Origin of the sequence: Streptococcus mitis (assembly GCF_003942795.1) — a bacterium.
GTDB classification, from domain to species: Bacteria; Bacillota; Bacilli; order Lactobacillales; family Streptococcaceae; genus Streptococcus; species Streptococcus mitis_BJ.
Map to the genome: position 1 here is coordinate 1 of NZ_RJNY01000030.1, position 13,808 is coordinate 13,808.

Sequence of the window (13,808 nt, forward strand, 5' to 3'; positions counted from 1 at the left end):
GTTTTTTTAGCCACAATACACCATAGTCCGTACGGGATTCGAACCCGTGTTACCGCCGTGAAAAGGCGGTGTCTTAACCCCTTGACCAACGGACCTTGAGCTTTTCAACTCTTTCTATTATACCTACTTTTTTACCTTTGTCAAGGACTTTTTTCAGTGAAGTTAATTTTTTCTTTTCTTCACTAATTTAACCACTGCTTCTGTCCGTGCAGTGTGGGGAAACATATCGACCGACTGGATATACTGGAGGTCATAGACTTTTACTAGTTTAACTAAATCTCGAGCCAAGGTTGAAACATTGCAGGATACATAGACCATTTTTTCTGGAACATAGGTCAGAATAGTATCCAATAGCTTATCATCTAAGCCTGTACGAGGAGGGTCGACTATCAGGGCATCCGCTCGGTAGCCTTCTTTATACCAGCGTGGAATAATCTCTTCTGCTGTCCCCGCTTCGTAATGGGTATTATCAAATCCCATTTTTTGAGCATTTCGCTTGGCATCTTCAATGGCTTCTGGAATAATATCCATTCCTCTGAGACTCTTGACCTTATTTGCGAAGGCAAATCCAATCGTACCAACACCACAATAGGCATCAATCAGATGGTCTTCTTTGCTGACATCCAGAGCCTTGACTGCTTCACTATAGAGAATTTCTGTCTGCTCAGGATTAAGCTGATAGAAAGCTCGGGGCGAGAGAGAAAACTCATAGTCCAGTACTCCTTCTTGAATACTCTCTTGACCCCAGATAATTTCCGTCTTTTCACCATAGATTTCACTTGTTTTCGCTGTATTTGTATTGACTGCAACTGTGACGACTTCTGGAAAATCTTTAACTAAGTCTTTTACTAGCTGGGTTAAATTAAGCTGACGATTTGTGACAATGATAATCTGGACTTGTCCTGTTTTTCTTGCTCGACGTACCATGATGGTGCGAACGCCGAGCGTTTTTCTCTCATCTGTAATTGGAATTTGGTGGTAAGTAAGAAGTTCAGCTAGGCGATTCGCTATTACTTGGGTTTCCTTATCTTGCACCAAACAGTCTTTCAACTCTACGAGGTAATGAGAGTTTTGCGCATACAAACCTGCCTTGACCTGATTTTTAAATTTCCTAGTCTGGAATTGTAGCTTAGCACGGTAGTACTTTGGTTCCTGCATTCCGATAGTTGGACGGATTTCATAGTTTTCATATCCTGCAGGAGCAAATTTTTTCAGGGCTTGATGGAGCAGATCCGTTTTGAACTCTAACTGTTTATCGTAGTGGAGGTGCATGATTTGGCAACCACCACATTCATTATAAATCGTACAAGCCGGTACGACTCGAAATTTAGACTTCTTATTAACCTTTAGTAATTTTGCTTCAACAAAGTTGCGTTTAATAGAAGTAATTTGACAATAGATGTCTTCTCCTTTGAGGGCTCCAGGTACAAAAACGAGGGTTTTCTGATAGAAACCGATTCCCTCACCATTGATGCCCATCCGCTTGATTTTTAAAGGTATTTTTTGTTTGACTTTCAGATTCATACCCCTATCTTATCACATTTTAGGGTATAATAGAACTATGAAAATCACAAAACTTGAAAAGAAAAAACATCTCTACTTGATGGAGTTAGATGGACAGCAAACCTCTTATATCACGGAAGATACCATTGTCCGTTTTATGTTATCTCGAGATAAGGTCATTAGTAAAGAGGAACTTACCGAGATTCAGGACTTTGCCCAGTTCTCTTATGGTAAAAATCTCGCCCTCTACCATCTATCATTTAAAGCTCGAACCGAAAAGGAAGTTCGTGAGTATCTGAAAAAGTATGATCTTGATGAAAAAATCACTAGTCAAGTTATCGCTAATCTTAAAGAAGATAACTGGATTAATGATCGTCAGTATGCCTACTCTATCATCAACGCAAATCAACTTTCTGGAGATAAGGGACCCTATGTGCTAGCTCAAAAACTGTCTCAAAAAGGGATTGCCAAATCAACGATTGAAGAGATTTTAAAGGATTTTGATTTTTCAGAGGTTGCTCAACGTGTGGCGGAGAAACTTCTTAAAAAATACATGGGAAAGCTTCCCGCTCGTGCCTTGCAGGATAAGATTATTCAAAACTTGACGAACAAAGGCTTCTCCTATTCTGATGCTAAAAATGCTTTTGATGACTTGGATAGTCAAGTAGACCAAGAAACGACTCAAGAGCTCATTTTTAAAGAACTGGATAAACAATATGCTAAATATGCTCGTAAATATGAAGGTTACGAACTAAAGCAACGTTTAACTCAAGTTTTAGCTCGAAAAGGCTATGATTTTTCGGATATAGCAAGCGCTCTCAGAGATTATCTTTAACATTTCCATGTAAAATTCAAAAAGATTAGACCAATTTATGATATAATAGTAGACGATAAACTTATAAATTGTAGAAAGTTGGTTAGTTATGAAACTTCCAAAAGAAGGCGACTTTATTACAATTCAAAGTTATAAGCATGATGGGAGTCTTCACCGTACTTGGCGGGACACCATGGTACTAAAAACAACAGAGAACGCTATTATTGGCGTCAACGACCACACACTTGTTACCGAAAGTGACGGTCGTCGTTGGGTGACTCGAGAACCGGCTATTGTTTACTTTCACAAAAAATATTGGTTTAATATCATTGCCATGATTCGTGATAATGGGATTTCCTACTATTGCAATATGGCCAGCCCCTACTATCTAGATGAGGAAGCCCTGAAATACATTGATTATGATTTGGATGTCAAGGTTTTCACTGATGGTGAAAAGCGTCTCTTGGACGTTGAAGAATATGAACGCCATAAACGCAAAATGAAGTATTCTGATGATTTAGACTATATTTTGAAAGAGCATGTTAAAATCCTTGTTGATTGGATCAACAAGGGACGCGGTCCTTTCTCAGAGGCCTATGTCAACATTTGGTACAAACGCTACATAGAACTAAAGAATCGGTAAAGTTGTCAAACTGGGGTGAGAGCCCTGGTTTTTTATTTGAAAAACCCAGCCTGGAAGCTGGGTTAATTGCTATATATCTAATTTAGTGACAGTAAACTTTATATGAGAATAGTCTTTTTCAACATCCTTATCCAACAAGAAAGCCGTGGCATCCTTCTTAATCTGAACAAGGTCAATGTTCTGGGCTTGAGCTGCATAGACGCATCCACAATAACATTGACGATAGATATCATACTCCTCGCACATCTCCACCGAGCGCTTGTAGCCTTGATTTTTCTTGAAATCACTTGGAAGATAGTGGGTGGTGTAAATCTTTTGCACATCGATTCCGATGCTGTTGATGGTTTGAGAGTTCTTATGGGGACTGATGGTCAAAGCTGAACCAAAGTAGTCAAAGCCCAAGTCCATAGCTACCTGTGCTGTTTTATCCAAACGGTAATCAAAACAAACCTTGCAACGATCGCCACCTTCGGGTTCTTCTTCCAGTCCTCTGACTAACTTCCGGTATTCATTGGGTTCATAAGGCGCTTCTATATACTGGACCGTATTTCCTGTTCGCTCATTGAAATCATTAACAAATTTCTTGGTGACGTAAGCTCGCTTGTGGTATTCTGCCTTGGGATGGATATTGGAATTGGCAAAATAGATGGTCACATCCGCGTATTTGGTCAGGTATTCTAGGGTGTAGGTACTACAAGGAGCACAGCAAACATGCATGAGAATAGTGGGACGTTGCTCATTTTTCTCCCAAACTTGAACCATTTTTTGCATAACACGGTCATAATTAATCTTCTGATTGGGATTCATCTTGCTCAGAATTTCTTCTACATCGATCATGTTCTTCTCCTTTTTCTAGTCTTATTTTATCATATAAGTTAGGAGAGCTCAATCCAATTTAGAAGTGATTATCATAAAAAGAAGGGATATGTATTCCCTTCTTTTGTGTTTTTTATAAGTTACTTTTACATCATCCCGCCCATCATGCTTGGATCCATTGCTGGAGCTGGGGCTGCTGGTTCCGGTTTATTGGCTACGACTGCTTCTGTTGTCAAAATCAAGCTAGCTACAGATGCTGCATTTTGAAGAGCTGAACGGCTCACTTTAACTGGGTCAATGATTCCCTCTTCAATCATGTTGACCCATTCGCCAGTTGCTGCGTTGAAGCCTGTACCAACTTCAGCATTCTTCAAGCGGTCAATAACAATAGAACCTTCGAATCCCGCATTGTGAGCGATTTGACGAACAGGTTCTTCCAAGGCGCGGAGAACAATATTGCGTCCTGTCGCTTCATCTCCTGTCAATTCCAAATCAGCTACGGCTGGAATAACATTTACAAGAGCTGTTCCGCCACCAGCAACGATTCCTTCTTCAACAGCTGCACGAGTAGCGTTGAGGGCATCTTCAATGCGGAGTTTCATTTCTTTCAACTCAGTTTCAGTTGCAGCACCGACCTTGATCACTGCGACACCACCTGACAATTTTGCCAAGCGTTCTTGCAATTTTTCACGGTCAAATTCAGAAGTTGTAGTTTCAATTTGAGACTTGATAACTGCAACACGGTGAGAAATAGCTTCAGGATTTCCAGCACCTTCTACGATAACAGTGCTATCTTTGTCCACAGTTACTCTAGCTGCTTGACCAAGCGCCTCAATTGTCGCATCTTTCAATTCAAGACCAAGATCTTCTGTGATGACTGTTCCGCCTGTCAAGATAGCGATGTCTTCTAACATAGCCTTACGACGGTCACCAAAGCCAGGTGCCTTAACTGCTACGACGTTGAAGGTTCCACGAATCTTGTTCAATACAAGAGTGGGAAGAGCTTCGCCATCTACATCATCCGCAATAATCAAGAGAGGACGATTGCTTTGGAGAATGCTTTCTAGAAGAGGCAAGATTTCTTGGATATTGGAAATCTTCTTGTCGGTAATCAAGATGTATGGATTTTCAAGGTCAGCCACCATTTTTTCGCTATCTGTCACCATGTACTGTGATAGGTATCCGCGGTCAAACTGCATTCCTTCCACGACTTCAAGTTCTGTTTCCATACCACGTGACTCTTCAATAGTGATGACACCATCATTACCAACTTTTTCCATGGCTTCAGAGATGTATTCGCCGACTTTCTCAGAACGAGAAGATACGGCAGCAACCTGAGCAATGGCTTCTTTGTTGGCAACTGGAATGGCATTGTTTTTCAAGGCTTCTACAGCTGCGGCAACCGCTGCTTCAATCCCACGACGGATACCGATTGGGTTGGCACCCGCAGTGACGTTTTTGATTCCTTCGCGGACGATCGCTTGAGTCAAAACTGTTGCAGTTGTCGTTCCGTCACCTGCGATATCGTTGGTCTTTGAAGCCACTTCTGATACCAATTTGGCACCCATGTTTTCAAAATGATCTTCTAGTTCAATTTCTTTGGCAATGGTCACACCGTCATTAGTAATCAATGGTGAGCCAAATGATTTTTCAAGAACGACATTACGACCTTTTGGTCCCAAGGTTACTTTAACAGTGTCTGCTAGGATATCAACACCACGAACCATAGCTGAACGAGCATCAGATGAAAATTTAATTTCTTTTGACATACTTACTTTCTCCTTCTATTCTTCAATGATTGCCAAGATGTTGGCTTCGCCAACGATGATGTACTTTTCATCGCCATCTTTGACATCAATACCTGCATGAGCTTCAACTAAGACACGGTCTCCAGGCTTAACGCTTGGAGCAACCAAGTCACCATTCAAGGTACGAACACCTTGTCCAGTAGCTACAACTTGGGCTGTTTTTGTTTTTTCTTGGGCTGAGCCCGCAAGGACAAAGCCTCCAACAGTTTGTTCTTTTTCTTCAATTTTCAAGACCACACGGTCTCCTAATGGTTTCAACATCTGTTTTCCTCCATGATAAACTACATATTATTAGCACTCTTTATGACTGAGTGCTAATTCATAGTTCTATTGTATCACTTGGTCAGAAATAGTCAAGAAAAAAGTCTGACTTTGGCAAGATAAAAAGCCTGAGAGCAACTCAGACTTTTCAATGCTTATACTCAATGAAAATCAAAGAGCAAACTAGGAAGCTAGCCGCAGGTTGCTCAAAGAACTGCTTTGAGGTTGTAGATAAGATTGACGAAGTCAGTTACCTATACCTACAGCAAGGTGAAACTGACGCGGTTTGAAGAGATTTTCGAAGAGTATTAAAATGGCAATTCTTCCTCTTCCAAGACCAAATCTGCCAAATCCTGTCCTGCATTATTTTCACGCATGGCTCGTTGGGCGCGGCTTTCCAAAAGTTGGAATCCTGTGGCAAGGACTTCAGTCACATAGTTCATCTGCCCATTTTTCTCAAAGCGACGGGTACGAAGTTCTCCATCCACAGAGATAAGACTACCTTTAGTTGCGTAGCTTGCCAAGATTTCAGCCAATTTTCCCCAAAGAACAAGATTGACAAAGTCAGCTTCACGTTCCCCATTTTGGTCTTTGTAACGACGATTCACAGCGATCGTTGCGCGCGCTACTGACTTGTCATTGTTGGTTTTGTTCAATTCTGGTGTAGACGTCAAGCGTCCGATTAAGATAACTTTATTATACATTTTTCATCCTCCTAACTTATCATTCGTAAAAGGAGGCAAAAAGTGAAAAAAAATGTGGTATAGTATAGATAAAAAGGAAAGTTGCAGTTTCTGCCCCTTTCCCACTAGATTTGTACAACGGAGGCCCCGATGACCATTAAACATTCGCCTGTGAAAAATATTCTTTTTATTCTGATTTCTCTGTGATTCGGAGGCTTTTCTGCCTTGGGTGCCGTAGACTACCTGACTAGCTCCAACCCCCTACAAAGACGCCAGTTTCTTTGTCCTTAGTCTGCTAGTTGCTGCTTTCTTCTTACTGCTCTATTCGCAGACTAACCATTCATGCGACTATCCTCTCTTTTGACCACGACTATGTGACCTATCATTATATCGGACTCTTATCAGCAGTTACCTACTGCATTTCTATGCAGCAGATTAGTCATGCTCGCTACAGCCGAGACAGTGAAGAATCCGAGATTAGCCTTTGGATGGAGGATGGCTCCCATGACTTTGCTGTCTTTATCCATCCCCGCCACAAAATTTATGCCTATACTGACAGCCAACTCATTGGCATTGTTTTCAAGAGAAAGTGCCTCAAAGTATTGGAAGACCACGGCCTAAACAGCCTTATCCACCAATGCAAGTACAACACTCCAAGCCAGAGCCCCACAGCCACTCCTCAGTTGATAACCGACTCACAAAATAATAGCGACAGCATCTTCTTTTGAGACAGTATGGAGGAAAATTTAAAAATACTCACAAACATTATAGCAGTGAAGCAAATGAGCTTAATTTCTCATTTGCTTCACTGCTATTGTTAATTATGCAAACCTTCTGTAGATAAACCTAAAGTTTTCCAAGCAGCTATACCACCAGATAATTCTTTTACTTTGAAATGATTTTCCAACAAGATAATGGAAGCTTTTTTAGCCATATTGCACCAAACATCCCAACAATAAACAACAATTTCCTTATCCTTAGGCAACTCCTCTAAACAGGAAGCTAAGTTATTCAGAGGAATTTCTATCGCTCCTTGAATTTTTTCTTTCTTCAAATGCGGAGGGGCATTTCGCACATCAATTAACATGAACTCTGTTCCTGATTTAGCTTGTGCCAAATAGTCCATCGGACTAATAGTCAACTCTGTTTGCAGTTTTAAAAACTCTAATTTATCCATTGTTCTTCTCCTTTATAAATTGAGCAATATCTAAGATAACCTTCTCTTGAATACCTGATAAGTCATTCAGCACTTCTTTCTCGACTCCTAGCATTTTTAACCACATTGTTTCTACAAGTTCTCTACCGCTATCTGTTAGCAACACGATGTTTTGCCGGCGATCCTGTGGATTCCGCTTCCGAAAAATTAGTCCTTTCATTTCCAAGCAATCAATTAATTGTCCAATAGTTGTTCTATCAATTTTAAGCAAATCGCCAACATTTATTTGCGTTAGCTCTTCCTTGTTAGATATGGCCAACAGTATCCCATAATCTCTTGAATTTATTTGATATTCTTTCAACAATTCTGAGAAACGCCAATCCATTTCCTGAGCTATTTTGCTTAATTGAAAACCCAACGATTTATTTACATCTATATTAATCACCCTTTCTGATAATCAGTTTAACTGATTATATAACAAAAATATTTTTTTGTCAAGATAAATTGTAAAATATAGTGCAACAAAAAACTCATAGCGTTTCATTGGTGTAAACTGTAAGTAACCACACAAACAGAACCCGAGGAAAAACTATGAGCTACTCCCATCTTACCATAACCGACCGAATAAAGATAGAAACCTACTTGGAATCAGGTTTGAAACCTTGCCAAATTGCAAGTAAACTTGGCGTCCATAAGTCTCCCATTTCAAGAGAGTTAAGGCGATGTCAAAAAGGTTATTCTGCAGCCCTAGCACAGGAACAGTATGACCACAGGGCTAAGCAAAAAGGTCGGAAGTCTTGTTTAACACCAAAGTTGAAAAAGGAAATTAAGAACGGTTTAAAATCCTCCTGGTCGCCTGAACAGATTTATGGGCGCTATCAGCTTGGACAAAAGCTAATGGTAGCTTTTAAAACCATCTATAACTGGCTCTATGCTGGTTTGATTGTTCTGGATTTAAGCGCCCTTCGTCGTAAAGGGAAGACTCGACAACCCAAAGAAACACGTGGAAGATTTAGGATTAGCACATTGATTGCCAAACGTCCTAAAGAGATCCGGAATCGTGAAACTTTTGGCCACTGGGAGCTTGATACTGTAGTGTCTTCCAGAGGCAAAAGCAAGGGGTGTTTAGTGACTTTTCTAGAGTGAAAAACTCGTTTTTACTTAGCTTTCAAGATACCAGATAGAACAGCCAAAGCCATGTTTTCAGCCATCGAACAACTTTGTAGGCTATTTCCAAAAGAGGCTCTTAAATCCTTCACTTCAGACAGAGGAAAAGAGTTTGCCCGCTATCCTATGGTAGAAAACTTAGGAATTTCCTTTTTCTTTGCGGATGCCTATTCATCCTGGCAGACAGGAAGTAATGAAAACGCAAATGGCTTGCTAAGAGAATATTTCCCAAAGAAAACAGATTTAGCCACTATCTCTGATGAGGCTTTGAACAAGGCCTTATATGATATCAACCACAGACCGCGAAAATATTTAGCTTACAGAACAGCTTATGAAGCTCTAGTGGATGAGTTCAAGTAAATGTTGCATTTATTCTTGCAATTTATCTCAAAAAAAGAACCTGCAATTTTGCAGATCCTTCTTTATCCCTGCCAATGCTTGGCTGGGTCAAATGGAGTTCCGACAATTTGGTCTTCTGATAATTCAATAACCCCACGTTTTTGCGGAGCATTTGGCAAATGCAATTCACGAGGGCTACACATCATGCCAAAACTCTTTTCGCCACGAAGTTCGCCTGGGAAAATAAGATTGCCTTTGGGCATCATCGCTCCAGGAAGAGCTACAATGGTTTTCAACCCAACACGCGCATTGGGAGCCCCTGCAACGATTTGCACTGTCTTATCACTTGCAACGGCCACTTGACAGATGTTGAGGTGGTCGCTATCTGGATGGGCTACCATCTCAACAATCTCACCGACGACAAACTTAGGTTCCTTGTCATTAACAATTTCTTCTGCAAAGCCTTCTGCCTGCAATTCTTGGTTCAAACGAGCGACTTGCTCATCTGATAAAAAGACTTGACCGCGCTCTGCAATTTCAAACAAACTTGAAACTTCGAAAATATTCCACGCCACTGTTTCTCCATTTTCTTTGAGGAAAACACGAGCTACCTTGCCTTTGCGCTCCACGTCCAACTTGGCATCTCCGCTGTTTTTCACGATGATCATAAGGACATCGCCAACATGTTCTTTGTTATATGTAAAAATCATTCTTTCCTTTTCTCCTATTTCAGTCCTGCTAAAAAGTCGTTAATTTCTTCCTTGCTTTTACGGTCGCGATTGACAAATCGGCCGATTTCCTTGTCCTTTTCTAGCACAACAAGGCTAGGAATGCCGTACACATCCCAGAGTTTGGCCAGATCCAGATACTGGTCTCGGTCCACTCGAATAAAGGTGAACTCTGGATTGGTCTCCTCAATCTCTGGCAAGGATGGATAGATATAACGACAATCGCCACACCAGTCTGCCACAAAAAGGAAGACCTTCTTGCCATCTTGCTCGACAAAACCTGCTAGTTCTTCTATACTATTGGGAATAATCATAAGACTTCCTCCTCATAGACTAGGTCTTCATTTTCATAGACAAAGGTATAGTGACGACCATCCTCGAAAACGACTCCTCCGACGAGTCGCTCTAGGCTACTTTCGTAGACTTGAACATAGATAGTCGCAATCTCACCCATATCTGAGAAAAGTTCGCGCACGATAGCGGTAAACTCTTCCTGAGCCTTCATGAGCTTGTGATTATCTGCTGCTTTTTTAGCCCCCAAAGCGAGGGCACTTAGACCAGCCACAGTCAAGCCAGTCATCCATAATTTCTTAGCTTTCATACCATTCATTGTAACACAAAAAGGGCTCTAGGACAAATGAGGAAGTAGCAGAAAAACAAGTAAAAATCCTCTTCCCTCAGTGAGAAAGGGGACTTCTAATTCTTATCGGCAAGCATCTGAGTTAGCAAAGCTTTCCTGAATGGATTAAAAAACCTCTGAGATTGTTCTCAAAGGTTCTGATTTTACTAATTGCTGTTCTCAACTGCTGCAGTAACAAAGGCAGTGTAGAGTTCTTCTGGACGGTTTGGACGGCTGGAAAGTTCAGGGTGATACTGACAAGCCACAAAGAATTGATTTTCAGGAATTTCCACAATTTCTACCAAACGATTGTCTGGAGAAACTCCTGAAAAGACAAAACCTGCCGCCTCAAACTGTTCACGAAAGGCATTGTTAAACTCATAACGGTGACGGTGACGGCGTTGCACCACTTCTTGATTGTGATAAGCAGTCGCTGCCTTAGAGCCACGTTTCAACTTAGATGGATAAAGTCCCAAACGAAGGGTGCCACCCATATCCTCAACATCAACCTGATCACGCATGATATCAATGATAGGGTATTTTGTTTCTGGTGCAAGTTCTGCAGAATTAGCCCCTTCAAGACCTAAAACGTGACGAGCAAACTCGATACAAGTCAACTGCATTCCCAAGCAGACACCCAACATTGGAACATCATTCTCACGCGCATAGCGAATGGCTTGAATTTTCCCTTCCGTACCACGTTGACCGAAACCGCCTGGCACGATGATACCGTCCGCATCAGACAAGAGCTCTGCTACATTCTCTGCTGTCACATCATTGGCATTGATCCAATTAATCTTCACTTCTGCGTCGTTGGCATACCCAGAGTGTTTCAAGGCTTCAACCACAGAGATGTAGGCATCTTGCAACTCCACATACTTACCAACGAGGGAAATCTTAACTTGTTTTTTCAGGTTCATGACCTTGTCCACCATGGCTGACCATTCTGTCATATCCGCTACTGGTGCGTCTAATTTCAAATGGTCACAGACAATTTGGTCCATGCCTTGCGCCTGTAAATTCAATGGAATTTGGTAAAGGTGTTCGACATCCAAAGACTCGATAACGGCTTCTGGTGCTACGTCACAGAACTGAGCAAGTTTGTTTTTAATTCCTTGACCAGCTGGTTTCTCCGTACGAATGACCAACATATTTGGCTGGATTCCCAAACCGCGCAATTCTTTTACAGAATGCTGAGTCGGCTTAGTCTTCATTTCACCAGCAGCCTTGAGGTAAGGAAGCAAGGTTGTATGAATGTACATGACGTTATCTGCACCCACATCTGCCTTCATCTGACGAAGGGCCTCTAGGAATGGCAAGGACTCGATATCCCCAACGGTTCCACCAACCTCTGTGATAATAACATCAGAGTCGGTCGTTACAGCGGCACGCTTGATTTTTTCTTTCAAAGCATCTGTGATATGAGGAATGACTTGAACAGTTGCGCCAAGGTACTCGCCACGGCGCTCCTTACGAAGAACTTCACTGTAGATTTTACCAGTTGTCACATTGGAATATTTGTTTAAATTAATATCGATGAAACGTTCATAGTGACCCAAGTCCAAATCTGTCTCAGCCCCATCATCTGTCACAAAGACTTCCCCGTGCTGGTAAGGACTCATGGTTCCCGGATCAATATTGATATAAGGATCAAACTTTTGAATGGTTACTTTGAGACCACGATTTTTCAAGAGACGCCCCAGACTTGCTGCGACAATTCCTTTCCCAATAGACGACACCACACCACCAGTTACAAAAATATATTTCGTAGACATAGATTCCTCTTTCTAAAATGCTCAAGGCCTTGTTAACTACGAGGGGAGATAGAAAACAAGACCCTTATGAATAACGACATTTCAAGAAAACTTCCTGAAAAAACAAAAATAGCTCCCTAGTAACTAGGGAGCCCCGACCTCTAAAAGAGGTGCCCGAACAATATAATACCTCAAAGCAGAACATTTGTCAACCCGAATTGGTAAAAGATGAAAAAAGGAGATTGTTTTCAGAAAACCAACTAAAGATTCGCATCCAAACGGACGACCCGCTTAACCACTCTGCTCAAGGAATGAAAAAGGAGATCTTACAATCTCCTCTATGAAGTCTTTTACTCTTCTTCACTCGTTTCAGTATCATCATCAGAAAACTCGTCGTCTTCTTCGTTAAGATCCACGTCTTCACCCAAGTCATCAGGGGCGATTTCGTTGATTTCTGCATCGTAAGCTTCCACTTCATTTTTCTCATCATCTGGATTTTCATCATCATATGAAAGAGCTGGATCGGCTTCGTACGCATCTTCATCTTCTGGATCATCTGCATTGTAGTCAATGGCATCTGAATCACCATCCATAAAGGCATTGACACGTTTTTTCTTAGCTTTTGGTGCTACTTCATCGTCGTCACTTTCTTCAAGAGCGATGATTTCTTCGTCAATTTCGTCCACACCATACCATGAACGAAGACCCCATTTGTTGTCCCCAAGAGAGATGAAGCTACCGTCAAAGTTCAACTCTGTGTAGAACAAAGGCAAAGCTTCGCGGATATCGCTGTTTGATGTTCCAAGGTAGTTTTGAATTTCGTTTACAAGATCGCTAAAATGCATCTCATGATCGCGACCACGAAGTTCCAAGATAGCACGCGCTACCTCAATCATAGATAGTTCACTTTTTTCTTGCCCAGCAAATACTTCTAATTCCAAAGCGTTTCTCCTCATTTTTACTACTATCGCCAGAGCGAACAGACTCTGACCTCATTTTATCATGTACTCTTTATTGTACGATAATTTTGCGGAATAGTCAAAGGTTAAATGGGAGAAAGTGACAGGACTTTTTATTTCTTTGCTACCCAGCCGATGGTATCGCTTGGGGGAGTTTTAAGAACAAATTGACTGAGTTTTTTATGTGGTAAGACGATTTCTAAAATATTGATTTTTTCCAGTATAACATAAATAATAACTTGAAAATAGAAAATATAATTCGTTACTTATTCTAATAACTTTGAAAATGAGGCATAAAAATGCTACTATAAAAATGTATTTAACACATAATATTGAGTAGATGTAGATATAGAAGGAATAAGGACACCTAACATCATCTTCATAAATTTTTGCGAGAAGCCTCTGCACAATTAACTGGAAATTTTATTCTGTTTCCAAATAGGTTTATTTTTTTGAACTTTATTTTAGGAACTAAATTTAAACCTCTATATTTATCATTAAAAATATCTTCTAAATGATTTGAGCAACCATCCTCTTTTAATAGTCGTTTATAATGCG

Annotated in this window: 14 protein-coding genes, 1 tRNA gene and 2 pseudogenes; 4 read left to right on the forward strand and 13 right to left on the reverse strand. The window is 40.9% G+C overall.

The window, feature by feature from the left end; all coding sequences use genetic code 11:
* Positions 1-23: 23 nt before the first annotated feature.
* Both D8847_RS09805 and rlmD read right to left on the reverse strand, forming a co-directional pair.
* Positions 24-95: transfer RNA gene (locus tag D8847_RS09805), tRNA-Glu, on the reverse strand.
* Between the two features lie 67 nt (positions 96-162).
* Positions 163-1,524 (reverse strand): 23S rRNA (uracil(1939)-C(5))-methyltransferase RlmD, encoded by a 1,362-nt coding sequence (gene rlmD, locus D8847_RS09810; protein WP_125841427.1) that lies wholly within the window; start codon positions 1,522-1,524, stop codon positions 163-165.
* 37 nt (positions 1,525-1,561) lie between these two features.
* Between rlmD and recX the strand changes: the two genes are divergently transcribed.
* Both recX and D8847_RS09820 read left to right on the forward strand, forming a co-directional pair.
* Complete coding sequence (gene recX, locus D8847_RS09815; RefSeq protein WP_125841428.1) at positions 1,562-2,338, forward strand: recombination regulator RecX; 777 nt, start codon at positions 1,562-1,564, stop codon at positions 2,336-2,338.
* 88 nt (positions 2,339-2,426) lie between these two features.
* Positions 2,427-2,960 (forward strand): DUF402 domain-containing protein, encoded by a 534-nt coding sequence (locus D8847_RS09820; protein ID WP_000775317.1) that lies wholly within the window; start codon positions 2,427-2,429, stop codon positions 2,958-2,960.
* 69 nt (positions 2,961-3,029) lie between these two features.
* Here D8847_RS09820 and D8847_RS09825 read toward each other — a convergent pair whose 3' ends face one another.
* From D8847_RS09825 to D8847_RS09840, 4 genes are all read right to left on the reverse strand, one after another.
* Positions 3,030-3,797 (reverse strand): epoxyqueuosine reductase QueH, encoded by a 768-nt coding sequence (locus D8847_RS09825; protein ID WP_125841429.1) that lies wholly within the window; start codon positions 3,795-3,797, stop codon positions 3,030-3,032.
* Between the two features lie 125 nt (positions 3,798-3,922).
* The gene (gene groL / locus D8847_RS09830; protein WP_125841430.1) at positions 3,923-5,545 is read right to left on the reverse strand and encodes a chaperonin GroEL; all 1,623 of its coding nucleotides are present in this window, start codon (positions 5,543-5,545) and stop codon (positions 3,923-3,925) included.
* A gap of 15 nt (positions 5,546-5,560) precedes the next feature.
* Entirely contained in the window at positions 5,561-5,845 is a 285-nt protein-coding gene (gene groES, locus D8847_RS09835; protein ID WP_000917326.1) for a co-chaperone GroES, read from the reverse strand.
* Positions 5,846-6,153: 308 nt separating this feature from the next.
* On the reverse strand, positions 6,154-6,549 hold the full coding sequence (locus D8847_RS09840) for a single-stranded DNA-binding protein (protein WP_125841431.1): 396 nt from the start codon (positions 6,547-6,549) through the stop codon (positions 6,154-6,156).
* Between the two features lie 129 nt (positions 6,550-6,678).
* Here D8847_RS09840 and D8847_RS09845 point away from each other — a divergent pair.
* A pseudogene (locus D8847_RS09845) lies at positions 6,679-7,256 on the forward strand (hypothetical protein).
* 89 nt (positions 7,257-7,345) lie between these two features.
* Here the strand turns inward: D8847_RS09845 and D8847_RS09850 are convergent.
* Positions 7,346-7,705 carry a rhodanese-like domain-containing protein gene (locus tag D8847_RS09850; protein ID WP_125841432.1) on the reverse strand — a complete coding sequence of 120 codons (360 nt, stop codon included), beginning with the start codon at positions 7,703-7,705 and terminating at the stop codon, positions 7,346-7,348.
* A complete protein-coding gene (locus D8847_RS09855; protein WP_125841433.1) occupies positions 7,698-8,129 on the reverse strand; it encodes a MarR family winged helix-turn-helix transcriptional regulator in 432 nt (143 codons plus the stop codon). The genes D8847_RS09850 and D8847_RS09855 overlap by 8 nt, the downstream gene beginning before the upstream one ends.
* Before the next feature lie 146 nt (positions 8,130-8,275).
* Between D8847_RS09855 and D8847_RS09860 the strand changes: the two are divergent.
* Positions 8,276-9,211: pseudogene (locus D8847_RS09860) on the forward strand (IS30 family transposase).
* A 62-nt stretch (positions 9,212-9,273) separates the two neighbouring features.
* Here D8847_RS09860 and ytpR read toward each other — a convergent pair.
* The 5 genes from ytpR to rpoE all read right to left on the reverse strand — a co-directional run bounded on the left by ytpR (position 9,274) and on the right by rpoE (position 13,232).
* Complete coding sequence (ytpR, locus tag D8847_RS09865) at positions 9,274-9,900, reverse strand: YtpR family tRNA-binding protein (RefSeq protein ID WP_125841434.1); 627 nt, start codon at positions 9,898-9,900, stop codon at positions 9,274-9,276.
* Between the two features lie 14 nt (positions 9,901-9,914).
* Entirely contained in the window at positions 9,915-10,232 is a 318-nt protein-coding gene (locus tag D8847_RS09870; RefSeq protein ID WP_125841435.1) for a thioredoxin family protein, read from the reverse strand.
* Positions 10,229-10,528 carry a DUF4651 domain-containing protein gene (locus tag D8847_RS09875; protein WP_125841436.1) on the reverse strand — a complete coding sequence of 100 codons (300 nt, stop codon included), beginning with the start codon at positions 10,526-10,528 and terminating at the stop codon, positions 10,229-10,231. The genes D8847_RS09870 and D8847_RS09875 overlap by 4 nt, the downstream gene beginning before the upstream one ends.
* Before the next feature lie 176 nt (positions 10,529-10,704).
* The gene (locus D8847_RS09880) at positions 10,705-12,312 is read right to left on the reverse strand and encodes a CTP synthase (RefSeq protein WP_125841437.1); all 1,608 of its coding nucleotides are present in this window, start codon (positions 12,310-12,312) and stop codon (positions 10,705-10,707) included.
* Positions 12,313-12,641: 329 nt separating this feature from the next.
* Positions 12,642-13,232: a DNA-directed RNA polymerase subunit delta gene (gene rpoE, locus D8847_RS09885; RefSeq protein ID WP_000418417.1), complete on the reverse strand. Its 591-nt coding sequence runs from the start codon at positions 13,230-13,232 to the stop codon at positions 12,642-12,644.
* Positions 13,233-13,808 lie beyond the last annotated feature (576 nt).